Below are 18,999 nucleotides of genomic sequence, written 5' to 3'. Positions count from 1 at the left end.
CTCCTGGTTCGCGCCCGGCCGCCGCCGCTCGGGCTTCGGCCGCACCTTCGTCGCGCCGCTCTCGCCGAGCCAGGACGTCATGCCGGGCACCGCGCCGGCGAGGCGACCGCCGCACGCCGTGCGCGTAGCCACACAGTCAGCGCGGCCACCGCGTAGGCGGCGCCGAGCAGGCAGGACGCCCGCCACCCCGCGGCGGCGTACGCCCATGCCGTGGTGACGGCGCCGAGGGCGGAGCCGAGCGAGTAGAACGCCATGTAGGCGCCGATGACGCTGCTGGAGTGTTCGGGGTGCGCGGCGGTGAGGAGGTGCTGATTGCTCACGTGGACGGCCTGGACGGCGAAGTCGAGCAGGACGACGCCCGCGATGAGCGGCCACAGGGTCGGTGCCGTCCGCGCGGTGAGCGTCCAGGACACGGCCAGAAGCGCCAGCGACCAGCCGGTGACGGCCTGGGCGCGCCCCGCGTCGGCCCAGACGCCCGCGCGTGCGGCGGCCACGGCGCCGACGAGGCCGGCCAGTCCGAACAGTCCGACGGCCGTCGTGCCGAAGTGCCACGGCGCGGCCCCCAGCGGCAGGGCCAGCCCGCTCCACAGGGTGCCGAAGGACGCGAACAGGAAGAACGCGATCAGCCCGCGGCCTAGGAAGAGCCGGTCGGTGACGACGAGACGTCCCCCGGTGGCGAGGACGTCCCGGTAACGGGCCCGCGCGGGCCGGGTGTCGGGGTGGAGGGTCAGGCGGGCGATCAGCGCGAGAGCGAGGCAGAGCGCGGCGAGTACGGCGTAGACGGCCCGCCAGCCGAGGCTGTCCCCCAGCGCGCCCGCGAGCACCCGGACGCCGAGGATGCCGAGCACCACGCCCGAGGTGACCGTGCCGATGTTGCGGCCGCGCTCGCCCGCCGGTGAGGTGGCCGCGACGTAGGCGACGGTGATCTGCACGACCACCGCGAACAGGCCCGCGACCGCCAGACCGGCCCCGGCGATCAGCCCACCGGGTGCGAGGGACGTGATCGCCGCGCCCGCGCCGGTGAGGATCAGGTGCCCGACGATCAGCGTCCGCCGGTCGAGGACGTCCCCGAGGGGCACCAGCAGGACGAGACCGGCGAAGTACCCGAGCTGGCCGACGGCGACCAGCCACCCCAGCGTCTTCCCGGCCAGGCCGAGATCGCTGCCCGCGGCCGCCAGCACCGGCTGGATCGCGTAGATCGTGGACACCGCCACCGCGCACACCGACGCCAGGACGAGGCGCTGACCGCTCGTGATCGTCGACGACATCTCTGCCCACCCCTTCATTGGTTTCAATATGAAACCGTTCAAGGCTAGGGCACAATGGTTTCGATATGCAACTCATACGGAAGGAGCCCCATGCCGGACGCGGTGCCGACCGACGAGCAGTGGACCGATCAGCAGTGGGCGGATCAGCAGTGGACCGATCCGACGTGCCCGGTCGCGCGCACGGTCGATCTCGTCGGCGACCGGTGGAGCCTGCTGATCGTCCGTGACGCCATGGACGGCGCGGCGTCGTTCACCGACTTCCGGAACAGCCTCGGCGTCGCCCGCAACATCCTCAGCGACCGGCTCCGGAAGCTCACCGCGCACGGCATCCTGGCCACCACCACTCCCCCCGGGGCCAAGCGCCACACCTACCGGCTCACCGACGCCGGCCAGGAACTGTTCACCGCCGTCGTCGCGCTCAGGCAGTGGGGAGAGCGGCACGCCTTCGCTCCCGGCGAGGACCACTCCGTCCTGATCGGCCACGACGGTCGGGACGTGCCCCGCGTCGGCGTTCTCGACCGGAGCGGCCGGCCCGTCACGGCGTCGACGTCACACGTGCGCAAGGTCGCCGGCTGACGCGGCCCGGCACCCGGGCCCGCGCGCGTACCCGCCCAGGCCCGGTCAGCGCCGCCCCGCCCGCGCCAGGGCCTCGACGGCCTGAGCCGCCAGCGCGGCGACCAGACCGGCCGCGGGCGGCAGGTCGGTGACGAGGTCGACGGCCTCGCCCGCCCACACCGGCAGGGGCGGCACGGCGCCGCCGGCCACATCGGCCCGATAGTCCTGCCGCGCCCCGGCGGACGCCGCGAGTTCCTCCTCCCGGCCCCGCCATCGGTCGAGGTAGGGATGGCCGAGGGTGCGGGCCGTGTACTTCGCCGGCCACCGGGACCCCCGGACGATGTCGAGAACGCGGCTGCGCTCCGTGTCCTGCCCGCGCCCCCGCACGAGCGCCTCGGCCACCGAGGCATCGACGAGCGCCTCCGCCGTGGCCTGGAACCGGGTGCCGATGAGCGCCCCCGCGGCGCCCAGGGCCAGGGCGGCGGCCACGCCGCGGCCGTCGGCGATCCCGCCGGCCGCCAGCACCGGTACGGGCTCCGCGAGGTCCACCACGACCGGCACGAACGGAAGCGTGGACCGCCCGTGCCGGGCACCGTGCCCGCCGCTCTCCGTGCCCTGCGCCACGATGACGTCCGCGCCCAGGTCCACGGCCTGCCGGGCCTCCTCCGGATCGGTGACCTGGATGATCAGCACCGCACCGGCCGCGCGGACGCGTTCGACGAACGGGGCCGGGTCCCCGAAGGACAGCATCACCGCCCGGGGCCCGTACTCCAGCGCCTTCCCGACCGCACCGGCATCGGCCGCCCAGCTCAGGAACCCGACGCCCCAGGGCTCCTCCACCCCCGCCATCAGCGGCAGTTCGCGGGCCAGCCAGTCCCGGTCCCCCATCCCGGCGCCCAGCATGCCGAGTCCGCCGCCGCGGGAGACGGCCGCCGCCAGCGCGCCCCCGGCCGATCCGCCCATCGGCGCCAGCACGATCGGGTGCCGCACACCGAGCAGTTCCGTGAACGCCGTCGACAGTTCCATGACCGCAAGCATCGCCCTCGCCCGTGCGCCGGTAAAGCGGCGACCCGGGTGCTCGGGGTGATCAGGGCGAGCCTGCCCACGTGCTGCGGGAACCGAACTCAGGTTCGCGGCCGCGTACTCACGGGAGAACAGGCGCTCCTCGACGGCGGTCTCCGGCTTCGCCTGAGCACACTCGGTCATCCCCGTCCGCCCGTCGCGGTAACGGCGGCCGGCCGGGTGCGGAGGACACGTACCAACCCGTCGGGCAGCGCTTTCGGATCATGGGTCACGGGCGTCAAAGCTATGCGGGCGGCCCAACGGCCAGCCACGGCTTTTCGGGGCGCCCGGGGTGCGCGGAAGGGCGTCCGCTCCGCGTCACCGGCGGGCCGTCGCCGCCCCCGCCGCCTCCGCCGCCGCCCGAAGCGCGTCCCCGCCCGCGCCCGTCAACAGGTCGGTGCTGTCCGCCCATTGGTCCACGGCCCCGGTGAGTGGCCGGCCGCGCAGCTCCGGGTCCGTGAGCGAGGCGGCCAGCGGGCGGGCGAAGCGCTCCGCGTGCAGGACCAGGAACGGCCTGCCGTGGTACGGGCGGGGCGACGGGTCCACCGGGTCGACGAGTCCGCTCGCGTTCTGGCGGATCGCCACCGCCTCGTAAGCGGCGCAGAGGTGCCGTTCCCGTTCCGGCAGGTCCGTGGCCGCCAGCGCGCCGCGCAGGGACGGCAACAGCCGCTCGGCCGCGTCCAGTTGCGCGAACGCGCTGCCCAGCCATTTGCTGTACGGCCAGTACCGCCGCTCCAGGAGCAGGCCGAGGCGCATGAGGTCGCGCACCAGCCGGGCCGCGACCACGGCCGAGCCGAGTTCGTCCCCGACCTCCGCGCAGCGCCCGACGAAGGCCTCCTCCTGGGAGATCCGCTGCCACTGGCAGGCCAGCAGGTAGCGCCAGACCTGTTCGGGATACCGGGCCAGCCGCCGCCGTGCGGCGGTGAGGAGGCCGGGGCCGTCGTGGAACACCGCACCGCCGGTGATCCCGGCGAGCCGCTGCTGCGGCATCGCGAGCCAGTCCCGGACGGCCGGTTCCGCGGTCGACGCGTCGAAGCCGGCTTCCCGGGTCAGCCAGCCGCCGAGGTCGTACGTGGACACGCGGTGGTTGACCGGGCCTTCGGTCCTCTCCAGGTGCCCGACCGGGTCGAGCGGGTCATCGGCGGGGCGGAAGTGGGTGGGCCAGCCGCGGATCTCCTTCGGCAGCCGGTCCGCCAGGAGCCGCCGGATCGCCTCGCCGTGTGCCGCCACGTCGTCCGCGGCGAGGAAGAGGTCCAGCCGCGGGCCCCAGTCGTGGTCGGCCGACCTGGCCGTGTCGAAGCCGAGCACCTCCGAGCCCGGCCCGATCCGCGCGGCGGCGTACGGCAGTCCGGGGAAGGCGTCGTCCAGGACCGGCCGCACCCCCTCCTCGTAAAGGATGCGGGAGAGCTCCAGACCGGGCAGGAAGGCGGCTTCGGCGTGGGTCATACGGCCACTGTGCGGGGACGGAATCGGATCGGCCAGCGAAATAGTCCCGGCCCGGCCGGAGCGAGACGGTCCAGGGCCGGCCGGAGCGGACCGGTCCCGGGCCGGCCGGAGCGAGACGGTCCCGGGGTGGCCGGACCACGCGGGAACGGTTCGCTTGCGGACGATCCACCACAGACCGAATGGTTACCCTGGCAGACATGACCGCCATGGCACCCACGCGCACCGCACCGGACCTCTCCTACCTCCTGGACCACACCAGCCACGTCCTGAGGACCCAGATGTCGGCGGCGCTCGCCGAGATCGGGCTCACGGCACGGATGCACTGCGTCCTGGTCCACGCCCTGGAGGAGGAGCGCACCCAGATCCAGCTCGCCGAGATCGGCGACATGGACAAGACCACGATGGTGGTGACGGTGGACGCCCTGGAGGGCGCGGGCCTCGCGGAGCGCCGCCCTTCGAGCCGGGACCGGCGGGCGCGGATCATCGCCGTCACCGAGAAGGGCGCCGAGGTCGCCGCGCGGAGCCAGAAGATCGTGGACCGGGTGCACGCGGACGCCCTGGCCGGCCTGGAGCGCGGTGACCGGGAGGTGCTCCTGCGCGCCCTGGAGCAGCTGACCGGCGACCGCCTGTCCACCCCGGCCGAGACCCCCGGACCGGCCCGCCGGGCCCGCCAGAGCCGGAAGTAGACACCTCCGCAGACACCTCCGCAGAGGCGTCCACAGAGCCGATCGCAGAGCCGATCGCAGAGCCGATCGCAGAAAACAGACCGAAAGAAATAGTCCGCAACAAAACCATCTGTTAGCGTCTCTCTTGTCGACCCGACCGACAGGAGAGTCAGATGTCCGCTCCGTTCCCTGCCCACACGCCTGTCATGACGCCGGCCAAGGCACCTGCCACTGCCCGTTCGCGCCGGCTCGCGCTCGGCGTGATCGCCACCGGCCTGCTGATGACCGTGCTCGACGGCTCGATCGTGACCGTGGCCATGCCCGCCATCCAGAACGACCTCGGGTTCTCGCCCGCCGGTCTGAGCTGGGTCGTGAACGCCTACCTGCTCGCCTTCGCCGGTCTGCTGCTGCTCGCCGGCCGGCTCGGCGACCTCATCGGCCGCAAGCGGATGTTCCTGGCCGGCACCGCCGTCTTCACCGCCGCCTCGGTACTGGCGGGCGCGGCGGGCTCACCCGGCCTGCTGATCACCGCTCGCTTCCTCCAGGGCGCCGGCAGCGCCATGGCGTCCGCGGTGGGCCTGGGCATCCTCGTCACCCTGTTCACCGAGAGCCGCGAACGCTCCAGGGCCATCGCCGTGTTCAGCTTCACCGGAGCCGCGGGGGCGTCGATCGGCCAGGTGCTCGGCGGGGTGCTCACCGACGCCGCCGGCTGGCACTGGATCTTCCTCATCAACCTGCCGATCGGGATCGCGGCCCTTCTCGTCGCCGTGCGCGTGCTCCCCGCCGACCGCGGGCCCGGCCTCGCCGCGGGCGCCGACGTCCTGGGCGCCGTCCTGGTCACGTCGGGGCTGATGCTCGGCATCTACTCCGTCGTCGAAGTGGGTTCGTACGGCTGGCTGTCGGCGCACACGCTCGGCCTCGGCGCACTCTCGCTGGTCCTGCTCGCCGCGTTCGTCGTCCGGCAGGGCACCGCACCGGCCCCGCTGCTGCCGCTGGGCATCCTGCGGTCGCGGAGCGTCTCCGGCGCCAATCTGGTGCAGATGCTCATGGTGGCCGCGCTGTTCTCGTTCCAGATCCTGGTCGCGCTCTACCTCCAGCGGGTGCTCGGCCACGGCGCCGCCGCCACCGGTCTCGCGATGCTGCCCGCGGCCGCCGTCATCGGTGCCGTGTCGCTCGGCGTCTCGGCCCGGCTGAGTGCGCGGTTCGGCGACCGGAACGTCCTGCTTCTGGGGCTCGCCCTGCTGATCGCCCTGCTCGGCCTCCTCACTCGGGTGCCTGCCCACGGTCACTACGCCACCGATCTGCTGCCGCTGATGTTCCTGGCCGCGGGCTTCGGCCTCGCGCTCCCGGCGCTCACCGCGCTCGGCATGTCGGGGGCGGGCGAGGAGAACGCCGGGCTGGCCTCGGGGCTGTTCAACACCACACAGCAGATCGGCATGGCGACCGGCGTCGCCGTCCTCTCCACCCTGGCGGCCTCACGCACCGACACCCTCCTCGCCGAGGGGCGCGACCGGGCGGAGGCGCTGACCGGCGGCTACCACCTGGCGTTCGCGGTCGGCGGCGGACTGCTCACGGCCGCATTCCTCGTCGCGCTCACGGTGCTCGGGCGGCCGGAGCCCGGCACCCGTTCGCCGTCCGCAGACCGAGCGCGCGGGCCCGAATCCGAGACCGCGCACCGCACCGACGCCGCTCCCGCGGCCTGACCGGGGCGCGGCCCGCCGCCCACGGCCCGTCCGCCCCATGCACGCGTCCACCACGACCAGCTGAGGACCTGACCCCATGACCGAACAGCGGCCCACTCCCACCCCCACCCAGCAGACCGCACCCGACGGGAACGAGCCGCAGTCCGGCCCCGGCGCCGGCCCCGCCCCGCGCGTACTCACCGACGCCGAACTGTCCCGGCTGCTCGGGGAGCAGCGGTTCGGGGCCCTGGCGAGCGTCCGGCGCACCGGACACCCCCACCTGACGACCGTGCTCTACACCTGGGACGCCGACGAGCGCGTGGTACGCGTCTCCAGCACCGCCGACCGTCTCAAGCCCCGCCACCTGCGCGCCGATCCGCACGCCGCACTGCATGTCGGCGGCCCTGACGTGTTCTCGTTCGCGGTCGCGGAGGGCGCGGCCGAGGTGTCGGAGCCGGCCGCCGTCCCCGGTGACGCGGTGAGCCGCGAACTGCTCGCCATGACCCCCGGTTTCGAGGACCCGGCCGAGGAGGCGGCCTTCCTGGCCCGGGTGGTCGCCGACCGGCGCGTGGTGATCCGGCTCCGCGTCTCCCGGCTGTACGGGACGGCGCTGGACGTGCCGGCGGCGGAGTGACCCGCACGCGGGGCCCTCACCGCGGCCTCGCGTGCGCCGTCCGTCGCCGCCGGGACGGGCCCGTGCGGCACCGGCACGCGACGGGGAGGCTCTAGGATCCCGCCCATGGCACCCGACCCCGGCTACACCTGCTCCCGCTGCGGCGGACACCACACGGAACTCCCGATGGGGTACTCGACCATGGCACCCGATGTCTGGGACGCGAGCCTGGAGAGCGATCCCGACAGCATGCTCTCGACGGACCAGTGCATCGTCAGGCACGAGCACTACTTCATCAAGGGCCTCATCGAGGTGCCGGTGGCGGGCAGCCGGGAACCGTTCTCCTGGGGCGTCTGGGTGTCCCTGAGCCGGGAGAACTTCGGCCGCGCCCTCGATGTGTGGGAGACCCCGGGCCGGGAGTCGGAGAAGCCGTACTTCGGCTGGCTGACCACCGAACTGGGGCTCTACTCCCCCCGTACGACCAACCTCAGGACGAACGCGCACACCCGTCCGATCGGCCGGCGCCCGCTCATCGAGCTGGAGCCCACCGACCATCCGCTGGCCGTGGAGCAGCGGACCGGGATCACGTTCGACCGGGTACGGGAGATAGCCGAGGCGGTGCAGCACGCCGAGGACGACAGGTCCTAGATGTACTGATCACGAGCGGGCCCGCCGCCGGACAGCCCCGTCTACCGTCCCAGGCCGGAGCGGAGCTGGGCGAACCCCAGCTCCGCCGCCTCGACCGCGTCCCCGTGCACCTGGTCCGCGCTCTGCCCCTCGCTGATCCGCCGCCAGTTGTCCAGGGCCAGGATGCGCAGGACCGCGACGATCTGGCCCGCGGCCAGCCGGTCGGGCACCCGGTCGCCCAGAGCGCGGGCGAGGGCGGCCTCGGAGCGGCCCTGGTACGCGTAGAGCCTGGCCACCAGGGACGGCGTGCCGTACAGCAGCCGGTGGAACGCCAGCACCTCGGGCACGTCGCAGAGGCCGGTGACCGGGTCGCGCCGCTCCAGACCGTCCAGGAAGTGGCGCCGCAGCGCGTCCAGCGGGGTTTCGCCGTCCGCGCGGGCGGCGACCACCCGGGCCGACTCGTCCACGTGATCGGCGAACCGGTGCAGGGCCAGGTCCTCCTTGGACGGGAAGTACCGGAACAGCGTCGGCTTGGAGATGTCCGCGGCGGCCGCGACCTCCGCCACCGAGACCCTGTCGAAGCCGCGCTCCAGGAACATGGTGATCGCGGCGTCGGAGACGGCCTGGTACGTCAGCTGCTTCTTCCGCTCGCGCAGGCTCATGGGCGCGTTCGGCCCACGGGACGCGTCCTCGGCCGCCGCCGCGCCGGACCTGGGCTTCTCTGCGCTCATGACCGTGAAGCGTACGCCTTTGACCTCAACCGGACTTGACGTCCACCGCCCGGCCGCCGCGCACCGGCCGGCCCCGTACGGGCGCCCGCGCTACCCCCGCTCGCGGACCAGCACCTCGATGCCGTCCAGCACCCGTTCGAGGCCGAAGCGGAACTCGTGGCCGGGCTCCTCCGGGCCCAGCGTCACACCGGACGCCATCAGCCGGGAGAGCGCGGGGTGGCGCTCGGGGTCGACCAGCCGGTCCAGGGTGCGGGCGTAGCCCTCCATCACCTCCCGCGCCGGTACGCCGCGCGCCTCGACGGCCGCGTCCAGATCGCCCGTGAGCAGCGCCTCGTTCCGCACGAAACCACTGACCAGCAGGATGACGGAAACCGCGTCGCCCGGCCCGAGACCGCTGCCTTCGAGGGCCTGGAGGCCCTGTTCCCACCAGGCGACGGAGTGCGGGCTCGCCGGGGGGCCCGCGATCGGGATGCGGAGCATCCACAGGTTGCGGTGGAAGACGCGGCGCTGCGCCCAGGCCCACTGCGCGAGCGCCTCCCGCCAGCCTGCCCCCTCCTCCAGGGCGGGCAGCGGGGGCGGCGGGCCCATGGCCGCCTCCTGCATGAGCACGTAGAGCTCGTCCTTGGCGGCCACGTACCGGTAGAGCGACATCGTCGAGGCGCCGAGGTCCTTGGCGACCCGGCCCATGGACACCCCGCCGAGCCCTTCGGACGCCGCCACCGCCACCGCGGCGTCCACGATGCGCTCCAGCGTGAGCCCCGGCTTGGGTCCCTTCACCGGGCGCGCCCTCAGCCCCCAGGCGGCCTCGATGCTGACCGGCAGGCCCGTACCGCCCGGCGAACCGTTCTCGTCCGTCACCTGAACCCGCCTTCCCTCGAAGGCCATCCTAGGTATGCGTAACCCTTGTTCAGGGTGCGGACCCGGTGCCGCCGCACCCGGGCACGCACCCCTCAGCACACCCCCTCAGCACGCAGCGGGATCAGAACACGTCCGGGCACCAGGCCCGCCGCCCCGCCCGGAACAGGACGTCCGCCAGCGCCGCCGCGCCCGGGGTCAGCTCCTCGACACGGTCCAGGGCCGCCAGCCGCAGGGCCGACTCGTCGCCCAGGTAGAGCGTCCCCAGCTCCCGGATGTCCAGCGCGAGATCCGCGCCGCGCGTCGTCGGGGCGCAGGTGGCGCCGGCCGGGGAGGCGTCCAGGTGGAAGCGGCCGGCGGTGAGGCCGGTGGCGTCGTGGATGTCCAGGACCAGGGAGCCGGGGACCGCGTAGGTGCGGGCCTCCAGTGCGCGTACGACATCCAGGACGCGCACCCACAGGAAGTCCGCCTGCGTCACCACCCGGGCGGCGCGCGGGTCCGGGAGGAGCAGCGGGAGCAGGTCGTCGGGGGCGCGGTTGCCGGTACGGACCGTGGTGACCCAGTCGACCGAGCACAGGAAGTGCCACAGCGCCCGCTCCGCCGCCGGGGTCGTCGCGATCATGCTGCGCACCGTCGCCCGGTTCAGCGGCTGCTTGGCGTCGCCCCAGTGGTCGTCGGCGCGGTAGACGAGGAGACCGTCCACCGTGCCCTCCGCGTCACGGTGGACGGCGTGGAACGGCTCGGTCCACCGGTCGTTCGGGAAGAGCGCGTTGCCGGTGGTGAGGTCCCACCAGCGGTCGCCGCGGCTCACCACCCCGTGCTGCCGGGCCCGCAGCCGGTCGTGGAGGGCCGGGCCCAGCTTGCGCACCTCCGCGCCGTCCACCAGGTCGATCCGGCCGCCGTCGAGCGCGGACGTCCCGGACAGCCGGGGGTCGAGCCCCGCCCGGGGTATGTCGATCTCCCACTCCGTTGTCCAGGCCGCGGGACCGAAGCCGTAGCGCCCGTAGATCGGGTACTCGGCGGCGATCAGGGTGGCGGCCACGTCGCCGCGCTCCTTGGCCGCCGCCAGGTCGTTGGCCATCAGCCGGGTGAGCAGCCCGCGACGGCGGTGGGTGGGGGTCACCGTGACGTTGGTGACCGCGTCGGTCGGGACCGTCGCCCCGCCGACGACGGTCAGCTCCTGCGCGAACGAGCGGAACGTCGCCACGCACCGGCCGGCGTCGAACACCCCCTGGACGCGGGCCAGATCCATATGCGGCAGCCGTCCGGCCACCTCCTCGTCCGAGGGGGTCGGCGGGCGCAGGAAGCCGGTGTTCAAGGCGCGCAGCCAGTCGGCGAACTCGGACTCGGTGACAGGGCGGGCCTCAAGGCTGTTCATGCGCTCCACGCTAGACACGACGGTGCGGGATGTCGCCCGCTTTTCCCGGTGCACGGGACCGGGCCCGGTCCCGTGCGCCGGGTCAGAACGCCGCCCGGATCTCCCCCACCTCCGCGGCGCCGCCCAGCAGCGGCGCCCGGCCGATCCGCGACACCACGGGGGCGTCCACTCCGAGCAGCCCCAGCGCACGGGCCAGGACCGGGCCGAGCGCACGGGCCGAGCCGTCGTCGATCTTGAAGGCCAGGGCCCTGCCGTCCGCGAGCGCCACCGCCTGGACCGCCTCCGCGCCCATCTTGGACAGCGCGCCGGGCACCTCGCGCATCAGCCAGGTGTCGGGGCGGCGGGTGCCCGCCACGTACTCGGGGTGGGCCCGCATCGCGTCCGCCACCCGGCGCTCCGCCGTGTCCGGTGCCGCCGTGACGAACGTACGGAACGCCCGTGCGAGACCCACCAGGGAGATCGCCATCAGCGGCGCCCCGCAGCCGTCCGTGCCGACCGCGGCGACCGGTTCGCCCGCCGCCTCCTCGACCACCTGGTGGACCACCCGCTGGAGCGGATGCGCCGGGTCGAGATAGGTGGCCGGGTCCCAGCCGTTGCGCACGCACACCGCGAGCATCGCCGCGTGCTTGCCCGAGCAGTTCATCGTGATCCGCTCCCGGACGTGGCCCGCGGCGAGGTACGTCTCCGCCTCCGCCGGGTCCAGCGGGAGGTCGGGCGGGGTCTGCAGGTCGTCGGGCGACAGCCCGTGCTCGGCGAGCATCTTGCGTACGAGATCGAGGTGGAAGCCCTCCCCCGCGTGGCTCGCGGCGGCCAGCGCCAGCCGCTCCCCGGACAGGTCGAGCCCGGCCCGCAGCACGGCCGCCGCCTGCATCGGTTTGTTGGACGACCGGGGGAAGACCGGGGCCGCCGGATCACCGAGGGCCAGCTCGACACCGCCGTCGGCGGCCAGGACGACCAGGGAGCCGCGATGGTGGCCCTCGACGAATCCGGACCGTACGACCTCGGCCAGCACCGGCGGGGCGGGTGCCGGACCGGATATGGCGCCGGACGGGGCGGACGGGGCTGCGCTGGAGGTCATGGTGGCCTTCCGGGGACGGGCGGGACCCGCCCCCGGAGGGATTGCCTCAGGCGAGCAGGTCGTCTACTTGTGCTTCCCCGTCACGGTACCTGCGGGCGATCTCCGCACTGCATCCGTCCGCGGTCCGCTGGAGCCGGTGACGGCGCCGGGAGACCTGCTGCTCGTAGCGGACGAGGCGTCCCATCGCGGTGTGCAGCTCTTCGTCCGTACGGGCGTCGAGGTCGGAGAGCTCGACCTCGGCGAGCGTCTCGGCGGCCAGCTGCCGGTACTCGTCGCTGCGCGGGGTGCTCAGCGTGACGTGCCGGGCGGAGGAGCGGTGCAGCGAGGGGGTGTCGGCGAGGATCTCGGAGAGCCGGTCCACCACCGGCGACTCGGGGTCACGCCGCCGGGCCAGCTCGGCCCGCAGGATGTCGATGCGCCCCTGGACCAGCCGCCGCACATAGCTGAGGTCGGCCTCGTCGCGCTGCGCGTCACGGCGCAGTGTGCGCAGCTCCGGCAGCCGCAGGGCGACCAGTTCGGGCGGGGGCGCGGCCGGACCGTCGTCGGAGCCCTGCCCGGTCCGCTGCACGGGTGGGCGCATGGTGCTCGTACTCGTACCTGCGCTGCTGTTGACGCCGGCACGCGTGACCGGCACGGTGCCCGGGGACTGCCCGGTTCCATGGGTGCTCATGCTTGTGTCCATCCCCTCGACCGGTGCGTCGGCGCACCGCCTCCGAGCATGGTGCCACTCCGAGGGTGCCGGTGGAGATGCTCTGTACCCGTTCAGCCCAAGATAGGTTGGTCTGTATGCGTGCAGTGGTACAGAGGGTGGACGGCGCGAGCGTCACGGTGGCCGACGCCGACGGCGAGGGCGGCGGCCCGGCGGTGGTCGGCGAAATCATCGGCGAGGGCCTGTGTGTGCTGGTCGGAGTCACCCATGACGACACCCCGGAGAAGGCGGCGCAGCTCGCCCGCAAGCTCTGGTCGGTCCGCATCCTGGAGGGCGAGAAGTCCTGCTCCGATGCGAATGCGCCGCTTCTGGTGATTTCGCAGTTCACTCTCTACGGGGACGCCCGGAAGGGCCGCCGGCCCACCTGGAACGCCGCCGCGCCCGGCGAGACCGCCGAACCGCTGGTCGACGAGGTGGTCGCCCGGCTGCGGGCGCTGGGCGCGCGGGTGGAGACGGGCCGGTTCGGGGCGGACATGCGGGTCTCGCTCACGAACCACGGCCCGTTCACCGTCGTCATCGAGGTCTGATCCGGCGGCCGGAGGGCGGCGGCGGAGGCGCTACGGCTCGACGACCGTCTCCTGGGCCGCCGCCGTGTTCTCCCCCGCCAGCAGTTCCGCGTCCACCGCCACGTTCCGCTTCACCAGGGCCAGGGCGATCGGCCCCAGCTCGTGGTGGCGGGCGGAGCTGGTGATGAAGCCGAGCTGACGGCCCTCGGCCCCGTCCGCGGCGAGCCGGATCGGGGTGCCGTGCCCGGGCAGCAGCACCTCGGAGCCGTCCAGGTGCAGGAAGACCAGGCGGCGGGGCGGCTTGCCCAGGTTCTGCACCCGGGCCACGGTCTCCTGGCCCCGGTAGCAGCCCTTCTGGAGGTGGACGGCGGTGCCGATCCAGCCCAGCTCGTGCGGGATGGTGCGGTGGTCGGTCTCGAAGCCGAGGCGCGGGCGGTGGCCCTCGATGCGCAGCGCCTCGTAGGCGAGGACCCCGGCGGCGGGCCCGTGCTCCGCCGCGTACGCCTCAAGACCGGCGCGCGGCAGGAACAGGTCACGGCCGTACGGCGTCTCCCGTACCGCGGCCCCGTCCGGCACCGCGGCGATGGAACCGGCCGGCAGGTACACGACCGCGAAGTCCTCGGTGCGGTCGGCGACCTCGACCCGGTAGAAGAACTTCATCGACTCCAGATAGGCGATCAGCTCGCCCTGGGTGTCCGGCTCGACGTGCATCCACACGGTCTCGCCGTCGTCGACGAGGTACATGGCGTGCTCGATGTGCCCGTTCGCGGTGAGGATCAGCGACTCGGTGGCCTGACCCGGTGCGAGGTCGGTGACGTGCTGGGTGATCAGGAGGTGCAGCCACGCCAGCCGGTCGCTCCCGGTGACGGTGATGACGCCGCGGTGCGAGAGGTCGACGAGGCCGGAGCCGTCGGCGAGGGCACGCTGCTCGCGGAACAGGTCGCCGTAGTGCGCGGCGACGCCTTCGTCGCAGCCCTCGGCGGGGACGGCGCCGGGCAGGGACAGCAGGGGGCTCTTCATGCGACCAGCGTACGACTCCGGCCCGCGGAGGCCGCCGGGTGACCTCAGGCCGGCTTCGCGGACCGCTCCGCCTTCGCCGCGCAGTCCGCGCAGCGGCCGAAGATCGCGAAGTGCTTCATGTCCGTCTCGAAGCCGAAGGTGCCGCGCAGCTTCTCGGTGAACTCGGCGACGACGCCGACGTCGGCCTCGATGACGTTCGTGCAGTCCCGGCAGACCAGATGGATGTGGTGATGCCGGTCGGCCAGGTGGTACGTCGGGGACCCGTGGCCCAGATGGGCGTGGCTGACCAGGCCCAGCTCCTCCAGGAGCTCCAGGGTCCGGTACACCGTCGAGATGTTCACCCCGGACGCGGTCCGGCGCACCTCGGACAGGATGTCGTCGGGCGTCGCGTGTTCCAGCGCGTCGACGGCTTCCAGGACAAGCTGCCGCTGCGGCGTCAGCCGGTAGCCGCGCTGCCGAAGATCGGTCTTCCAGTCGGTGCTCACCACAGCCCCCAGTGTAGGCGGGGGCGGCCGCCGTACCCAGCGGCGTGCGGAGTCCGCGCTACGGGGGACCGTTCACCGGCTACTTGAAGAACGCGATCCCGTCGTCCGGCAGGTCACCGAGGCTCTTCGCCATCGCGGCGACCTCTTCGGGGGTGACGACCTTCTTCAGGTGCGCGGACATGTAGGGGCGCAGCTCCACCTCGGGCGTGGACTTCTCGCCGACCCACATCAGGTCGCTCTTCACATAGCCGTAGAGCCGCTTGCCACCGTTGTACGGGCCGGAGGCCGCGGTCCGGGCCACCGCGTCGGTGACCAGGTCGATCTGCGGCTTCTGGTGGGCCAGCTCGCCGTACCAGATCTCGATGACGCCCTGGTCGCGGACCATCACGACCTCGACCTTGCGGTCCTTGTCGATGCGCCAGTAGCCGGACTCGGACTCCAGGGGCCGGACCTTCTCGCCCTCGGCGTCGAGCACCCAGGAGTGCGAGACGTACTCCAGGAAGTCCCGGCCGTCGTGGCTGAAGGAGACCTCCTGGCCGAAGTTGCACTTCTCGGCGCCGGGGAAGTCGGACACACCCGCGCCCGCCCAGTTGCCCAGGAGGAAGGCCAGCGGGACGAGGTCCGGGTGGAGGTCGGACGGAATCTCGATCATGAGCGGCTCAGACGATCTGTGAGGCGGAGGGACGGGGAGGGCGCGCGGGGAGCTGAGGGATCAGCGCTGACCCTCGTAGAGCTTCTTCACGGTCAGGCCGGCGAAGGCGAGGGTGCCGACACAGACCAGGACCAGCAGGGTGGTGAAGAATGCCTCAAGCACGGGAGCTCCTTGAACGAGCGGTATGGCAGCAGTACGGGCCGGGTCCCAGCCTAATGGGTGGGGGCCCGGCCCGCCGGTTCGGGGTTTGCCGCGGGGCGGTCGTCCCGGCGGCCGGCTCCGCGGGGCGCCGCGGCCGAGGATTACAGTTCGGCACATGCCGAAGAAGCTCGTGATCAAGGTGACCGCAGGTGCCGACTCCGCCGAGCGCTGCTCGCAGGCGTTCACGGTGGCGGCGGTCGCCGTCGCCAGCGGCGTGGAGGTCTCGCTCTGGCTGACCGGGGAATCCGCCTGGTTCGCGCTGCCGGGGCGGGCCGCCGAATTCGAACTGCCGCATTCGGCGCCGCTGCCGGATCTGATCGAGTCGATCCAGGCGGGCGGCCTCGTCACGCTCTGCACCCAGTGCGCGGCCCGCCGCGACATCACCGAGCAGGACGTTCTGGAGGGCGTACGGATCGCCGGCGCGCAGGTCTTCGTCAGCGAGATCATGGCCGACGGCGTGCAGGCCCTCGTCTACTGACCCTCGTCCACTCACGGCGCCCTTCCCTCACCGGCGGCGCTTCCTGCCGTCGAGTTCGTCCCACCACGCGTCGGACTCCGGGTCGCCGGTGGGGTTCACTTTGTCCGGCCGGTCCCGGGGGCCGGGCGGCGGATCGTCCCACCAGCGGTCCTCCGGGCCCTTCCGGTTGGCCACGATCGCCGCGACGGGCGGGATGACCATGGCGATCACACACATGATGATGGCGGCCGGAACCGACCAGAGCCTCACGAAGGCCCAGGCCGAGACGAAGAGGGCGAGACAACCGCCCATCATCAGGAAATATGCGCGACGACGTCGGGCGTACATGCATCCAGCGTAGGCCCGATCCGCCCGCCCAGCCGCTCCTGGAAAGCACGGGCGACAGCACGGGACCACGCCCGAACGGCCCGAAGGGCCGTACCCCGGTCCAGCGGGCGTCCAACCCCCTGGGGTACGGCCCTTCGGCCGGTTCTCATCCGCGGAGCGGTGGCAGCCGGTGGCTGCGAGTGGCAGCTCCTAGACGGCGATGGCCACCTCGGAGAGGCCGCCCGTCTGTGCCACGACCGTGCGGTCGGCGCTGCCGCCCGGGACGAGGGCGCGCAGCGTCCAGGTGCCCTCGGCCGCGTAGAAGCGGAACTGCCCGGTCGCCGAGGTCGGGACCTCCGCGGTGAACTCACCGGTCGAGTCCAGCAGGCGGACGTAGCCGGTGACGGGCTCGCCGTCGCGGGTCACGCTGCCCTGGATGGTGGTCTCACCGGGCTTGATCGTCGAAGCGTCGGGGCCGCCGGCCTTTGCTCCACACATGGTGTTCTGTCCTTCTGATCGGGGGTCGTGCCGGTCCGGTTCGTGCCGGTCGTGGTCGTGCCGGTCGGCAAGTCCGCCTGCATTCCGGGGACTTACCGGGTCGCGCGAGGAACTACTTGTTGGCGCCGAGCTCGATCGGCACGCCGACGAGGGAGCCGTACTCGGTCCACGAGCCGTCGTAGTTCCTGACGTTGTCGACGCCGAGCAGCTCGTGCAGCACGAACCAGGTCAGGGCCGAACGCTCACCGATGCGGCAGAGCGCGATGGTGTCCTTCGCCAGGTCGACCTGCTCGTCCTCGTAGAGGGCCTTGAGCTCGTCGTCCGACTTGAAGGTGCCGTCGTCGTTGGCGTTCTTCGACCACGGGATGTTGCGCGAGCTCGGCACGTGGCCGGGGCGCTGCGACTGCTCCTGCGGCAGGTGGGCCGGGGCGAGCAGCTTGCCGCTGAACTCGTCGGGCGAGCGCACGTCGACGATGTTCTGGTTGCCGATGGCGGCGACGACGTCGTCGCGGTAGGCGCGGATCGACTCGTCCTGCGGCTTGGCCTTGTACTGGGTGGCCGGGCGGGACGGGATCTGGTCGCCGTCGACCAGGTCGCGGGAGTCGAGCTCCCACTTCTTGCGGCCGCCGTCGAGCAGGCGCACGTCCTGGTGGCCGTAGAGCTTGAAGTACCAGAACGCGTAGGACGCGAACCAGTTGTTGTTGCCGCCGTACAGGACGACCGTGGTGTCGTTGCCGATGCCCTTGCCGGACAGCAGCTCCTCGAAGCCCGCCTGGTCGATGAAGTCACGGCGGACCGGGTCCTGGAGGTCCTTGGTCCAGTCGATCCGGATCGCGTTCTTGATGTGGTTCTTCTCGTACGCGGAGGTGTCCTCGTCGACCTCGACGAGGGCGACCTTCGGGTCGTCGATGTGGGCCTCGACCCAGTCGGCGTCTACCAGGACGTCACTGCGGCTCATTGTGTTCTCCTCCGGGGCAGTCTGCGGCGAGATGGTGCGAGTTGCTACGGGATGCGGATGTACGGGAGCCGGTTCGGCGCGTGCACAGAGGCATCGGGATGGCCCCGACGAACGGTCGGAGGGCCGGGAACGCGGGAAATCGACGGATCCCGCTCAGACAGTGCGACAGAGCATGGCGGCGACGCGGCACAGGTCCACTGCCCGCCGCTTCGTGAGATCCGCCCGTCCCCGCTGTGGGAGACCGCTAATAGAGCACTGCATGGGACCGATCGTAGGGACGTACGGGCGGAGATGTCACCGTTGTGTCGCCTATTGAGACACGATCGTCCACCATGCGGGACAGGAGGGCTGTCGCGTGCTCTCCCGGGCCGATCCCCGGAGCATCGTGCCCGTCGGGCATCTATGGAACGGACGCGGCCGTCTCAGTATGTGGCGCGGCCGGCTGCGGCGGCGGCAGCTCCGGTCGGCCGCGGCGGGGTCAGCCGGCGAGCGAGACGTCGGTGCCGGTCACCGAGATCTCCAGGCCCGCGGCGGTCGGCTGGATCTTCTCCAGCTTCAGCCCGTTCGGCAGTCCGCCGACCTCGCGCTCGAAGTCGGTCTTCTTGCGCACCAAGCCCTCGAGCCCGGGGATTCCCTCGCCCGGCACCTCGTCGGCGTGCACCCGGACGGTGTGGCCGTCGACCAGGGAGACGGTGGACAGGACGCTGCGCGAGATCGTGCGGCCGAGGATGTCGACCGCGCCGGTCACCTTCACCTTGCCCTTGCCGCCGTACTCGACGGCGACGTCCGCGCTGGCCGCCTTGGTGAGGTCCGCGTACGAGATCACGGCCGTCCCGGTCGCGCGGGCGGCGGTGGCGCCGGAGAAGCCGTCGGTCAGCCGGACCTGGTGCAGTTCTGCGTTCATCCGGCTGATCCGGAGCGTGTGGCCGTTCGCGCTGGTCTCGACGCCGGTGATCTTCACGTCGACCTCGTCGAGCTCCGATCCGGCGACCTGGGTCAGGAACGGGAAGCCCTTGATGTCGACGTCCGTCGAACCGATCTCCGCCCCGGAGACCTGCACCCGGTCCGCGACCTCGGACTCGGCGAAATACACCGCCGCGCGGTCGACGGCGATGAACACGCCGGCCAGAACCACCACTATGACCAGCAGTATTCGCAGTGCACGCATGACTGTCCTCCCCACCCGCGTCCGTTCGGACCCCTGGCGCCCGTGAGCCTACTGCGGC

The 18,999-nt window shown here is 72.7% G+C and carries 23 protein-coding genes; 7 read left to right on the top strand and 16 right to left on the bottom strand.

Annotated elements, in window-relative coordinates; genetic code table 11:
- Nucleotides 1–77: 77 nt before the first annotated feature.
- Nucleotides 78–1,268 carry an MFS transporter gene (locus ACIO3R_RS16335; protein ID WP_385029798.1) on the bottom strand — a complete coding sequence of 397 codons (1,191 nt, stop codon included), beginning with the start codon at nucleotides 1,266–1,268 and terminating at the stop codon, nucleotides 78–80.
- Nucleotides 1,269–1,358: 90 nt separating this feature from the next.
- Between ACIO3R_RS16335 and ACIO3R_RS16330 the strand changes: the two genes are divergently transcribed.
- Nucleotides 1,359–1,844, top strand: coding sequence for a winged helix-turn-helix transcriptional regulator (locus ACIO3R_RS16330; RefSeq protein ID WP_385029801.1), 486 nt, complete (start codon nucleotides 1,359–1,361; stop codon nucleotides 1,842–1,844).
- 45 nt (nucleotides 1,845–1,889) lie between these two features.
- Here ACIO3R_RS16330 and ACIO3R_RS16325 read toward each other — a convergent pair whose 3' ends face one another.
- Both ACIO3R_RS16325 and ACIO3R_RS16320 read right to left on the bottom strand, forming a co-directional pair.
- A complete protein-coding gene (locus ACIO3R_RS16325) occupies nucleotides 1,890–2,849 on the bottom strand; it encodes a nitronate monooxygenase (RefSeq protein WP_385029804.1) in 960 nt (319 codons plus the stop codon).
- A gap of 354 nt (nucleotides 2,850–3,203) precedes the next feature.
- On the bottom strand, nucleotides 3,204–4,331 hold the full coding sequence (locus ACIO3R_RS16320; RefSeq protein WP_402106165.1) for a DUF4037 domain-containing protein: 1,128 nt from the start codon (nucleotides 4,329–4,331) through the stop codon (nucleotides 3,204–3,206).
- A 197-nt stretch (nucleotides 4,332–4,528) separates the two neighbouring features.
- On the opposite strand from ACIO3R_RS16320, the gene ACIO3R_RS16315 reads away from it, so the two are divergent.
- The 4 genes from ACIO3R_RS16315 (at nucleotide 4,529) to ACIO3R_RS16300 (ending at nucleotide 7,939) form a co-directional block, all read left to right on the top strand.
- On the top strand, nucleotides 4,529–5,017 hold the full coding sequence (locus ACIO3R_RS16315; RefSeq protein WP_385350274.1) for a MarR family winged helix-turn-helix transcriptional regulator: 489 nt from the start codon (nucleotides 4,529–4,531) through the stop codon (nucleotides 5,015–5,017).
- 152 nt (nucleotides 5,018–5,169) lie between these two features.
- A complete protein-coding gene (locus tag ACIO3R_RS16310) occupies nucleotides 5,170–6,699 on the top strand; it encodes an MFS transporter (protein ID WP_402106162.1) in 1,530 nt (509 codons plus the stop codon).
- 76 nt (nucleotides 6,700–6,775) lie between these two features.
- Nucleotides 6,776–7,312: a pyridoxamine 5'-phosphate oxidase family protein gene (locus tag ACIO3R_RS16305; protein WP_402106161.1), complete on the top strand. Its 537-nt coding sequence runs from the start codon at nucleotides 6,776–6,778 to the stop codon at nucleotides 7,310–7,312.
- Nucleotides 7,313–7,477: 165 nt separating this feature from the next.
- Nucleotides 7,478–7,939, top strand: coding sequence for a DUF2199 domain-containing protein (locus ACIO3R_RS16300; protein ID WP_402106598.1), 462 nt, complete (start codon nucleotides 7,478–7,480; stop codon nucleotides 7,937–7,939).
- Nucleotides 7,940–7,980: 41 nt separating this feature from the next.
- Here the strand turns inward: ACIO3R_RS16300 and ACIO3R_RS16295 are convergent, their stop codons facing one another.
- The 5 genes from ACIO3R_RS16295 to ACIO3R_RS16275 form a co-directional block, all read right to left on the bottom strand.
- Nucleotides 7,981–8,649 (bottom strand): TetR family transcriptional regulator, encoded by a 669-nt coding sequence (locus ACIO3R_RS16295; RefSeq protein ID WP_402106158.1) that lies wholly within the window; start codon nucleotides 8,647–8,649, stop codon nucleotides 7,981–7,983.
- Between the two features lie 90 nt (nucleotides 8,650–8,739).
- Nucleotides 8,740–9,507 (bottom strand): TetR/AcrR family transcriptional regulator, encoded by a 768-nt coding sequence (locus tag ACIO3R_RS16290; protein ID WP_385029827.1) that lies wholly within the window; start codon nucleotides 9,505–9,507, stop codon nucleotides 8,740–8,742.
- Between the two features lie 121 nt (nucleotides 9,508–9,628).
- Nucleotides 9,629–10,882, bottom strand: coding sequence for a GNAT family N-acetyltransferase (locus tag ACIO3R_RS16285; RefSeq protein WP_402106155.1), 1,254 nt, complete (start codon nucleotides 10,880–10,882; stop codon nucleotides 9,629–9,631).
- A gap of 82 nt (nucleotides 10,883–10,964) precedes the next feature.
- Complete coding sequence (locus ACIO3R_RS16280) at nucleotides 10,965–11,960, bottom strand: asparaginase (protein ID WP_402106153.1); 996 nt, start codon at nucleotides 11,958–11,960, stop codon at nucleotides 10,965–10,967.
- Between the two features lie 46 nt (nucleotides 11,961–12,006).
- Nucleotides 12,007–12,630, bottom strand: coding sequence for an ABC transporter substrate-binding protein (locus ACIO3R_RS16275; protein WP_385029836.1), 624 nt, complete (start codon nucleotides 12,628–12,630; stop codon nucleotides 12,007–12,009).
- Between the two features lie 116 nt (nucleotides 12,631–12,746).
- Between ACIO3R_RS16275 and dtd the strand changes: the two genes are divergently transcribed.
- The gene (gene dtd, locus ACIO3R_RS16270) at nucleotides 12,747–13,196 is read left to right on the top strand and encodes a D-aminoacyl-tRNA deacylase (protein WP_402106151.1); all 450 of its coding nucleotides are present in this window, start codon (nucleotides 12,747–12,749) and stop codon (nucleotides 13,194–13,196) included.
- Nucleotides 13,197–13,226: 30 nt separating this feature from the next.
- Here the strand turns inward: dtd and ACIO3R_RS16265 are convergent, their stop codons facing one another.
- The 3 genes from ACIO3R_RS16265 to ACIO3R_RS16255 all read right to left on the bottom strand — a co-directional run bounded on the left by ACIO3R_RS16265 (nucleotide 13,227) and on the right by ACIO3R_RS16255 (nucleotide 15,332).
- Nucleotides 13,227–14,195, bottom strand: coding sequence for a glycine cleavage T C-terminal barrel domain-containing protein (locus ACIO3R_RS16265; RefSeq protein WP_363026709.1), 969 nt, complete (start codon nucleotides 14,193–14,195; stop codon nucleotides 13,227–13,229).
- A 44-nt stretch (nucleotides 14,196–14,239) separates the two neighbouring features.
- A complete protein-coding gene (locus ACIO3R_RS16260; RefSeq protein ID WP_385029842.1) occupies nucleotides 14,240–14,683 on the bottom strand; it encodes a Fur family transcriptional regulator in 444 nt (147 codons plus the stop codon).
- 76 nt (nucleotides 14,684–14,759) lie between these two features.
- Nucleotides 14,760–15,332 carry an FABP family protein gene (locus ACIO3R_RS16255; protein ID WP_385029845.1) on the bottom strand — a complete coding sequence of 191 codons (573 nt, stop codon included), beginning with the start codon at nucleotides 15,330–15,332 and terminating at the stop codon, nucleotides 14,760–14,762.
- A gap of 316 nt (nucleotides 15,333–15,648) precedes the next feature.
- Between ACIO3R_RS16255 and ACIO3R_RS16250 the strand changes: the two genes are divergently transcribed.
- Nucleotides 15,649–16,011 carry a DsrE family protein gene (locus tag ACIO3R_RS16250; protein ID WP_385029849.1) on the top strand — a complete coding sequence of 121 codons (363 nt, stop codon included), beginning with the start codon at nucleotides 15,649–15,651 and terminating at the stop codon, nucleotides 16,009–16,011.
- A 27-nt stretch (nucleotides 16,012–16,038) separates the two neighbouring features.
- Here ACIO3R_RS16250 and ACIO3R_RS16245 read toward each other — a convergent pair whose 3' ends face one another.
- The 5 genes from ACIO3R_RS16245 to ACIO3R_RS16225 all read right to left on the bottom strand — a co-directional run bounded on the left by ACIO3R_RS16245 (nucleotide 16,039) and on the right by ACIO3R_RS16225 (nucleotide 18,941).
- Nucleotides 16,039–16,338 (bottom strand): DUF3099 domain-containing protein, encoded by a 300-nt coding sequence (locus ACIO3R_RS16245; protein ID WP_385029852.1) that lies wholly within the window; start codon nucleotides 16,336–16,338, stop codon nucleotides 16,039–16,041.
- Nucleotides 16,339–16,527: 189 nt separating this feature from the next.
- On the bottom strand, nucleotides 16,528–16,815 hold the full coding sequence (locus ACIO3R_RS16240; RefSeq protein ID WP_018490348.1) for a DUF1416 domain-containing protein: 288 nt from the start codon (nucleotides 16,813–16,815) through the stop codon (nucleotides 16,528–16,530).
- A gap of 112 nt (nucleotides 16,816–16,927) precedes the next feature.
- On the bottom strand, nucleotides 16,928–17,773 hold the full coding sequence (locus ACIO3R_RS16235) for a sulfurtransferase (RefSeq protein ID WP_385029855.1): 846 nt from the start codon (nucleotides 17,771–17,773) through the stop codon (nucleotides 16,928–16,930).
- Nucleotides 17,774–17,926: 153 nt separating this feature from the next.
- Nucleotides 17,927–18,034 carry a putative leader peptide gene (locus tag ACIO3R_RS16230; protein WP_353962123.1) on the bottom strand — a complete coding sequence of 36 codons (108 nt, stop codon included), beginning with the start codon at nucleotides 18,032–18,034 and terminating at the stop codon, nucleotides 17,927–17,929.
- Between the two features lie 217 nt (nucleotides 18,035–18,251).
- Complete coding sequence (locus ACIO3R_RS16225; protein ID WP_402106146.1) at nucleotides 18,252–18,941, bottom strand: DUF2993 domain-containing protein; 690 nt, start codon at nucleotides 18,939–18,941, stop codon at nucleotides 18,252–18,254.
- Nucleotides 18,942–18,999: the final 58 nt, after the last annotated feature.

Origin of the sequence: Streptomyces sp. NPDC087428 (assembly GCF_044744085.1) — a bacterium.
In the GTDB taxonomy this organism is placed as follows: domain Bacteria; phylum Actinomycetota; class Actinomycetes; order Streptomycetales; family Streptomycetaceae; genus Streptomyces.
Note: the sequence above shows the minus strand (reverse complement) of the source record. Positions and strands in the feature narration are given on the sequence as shown.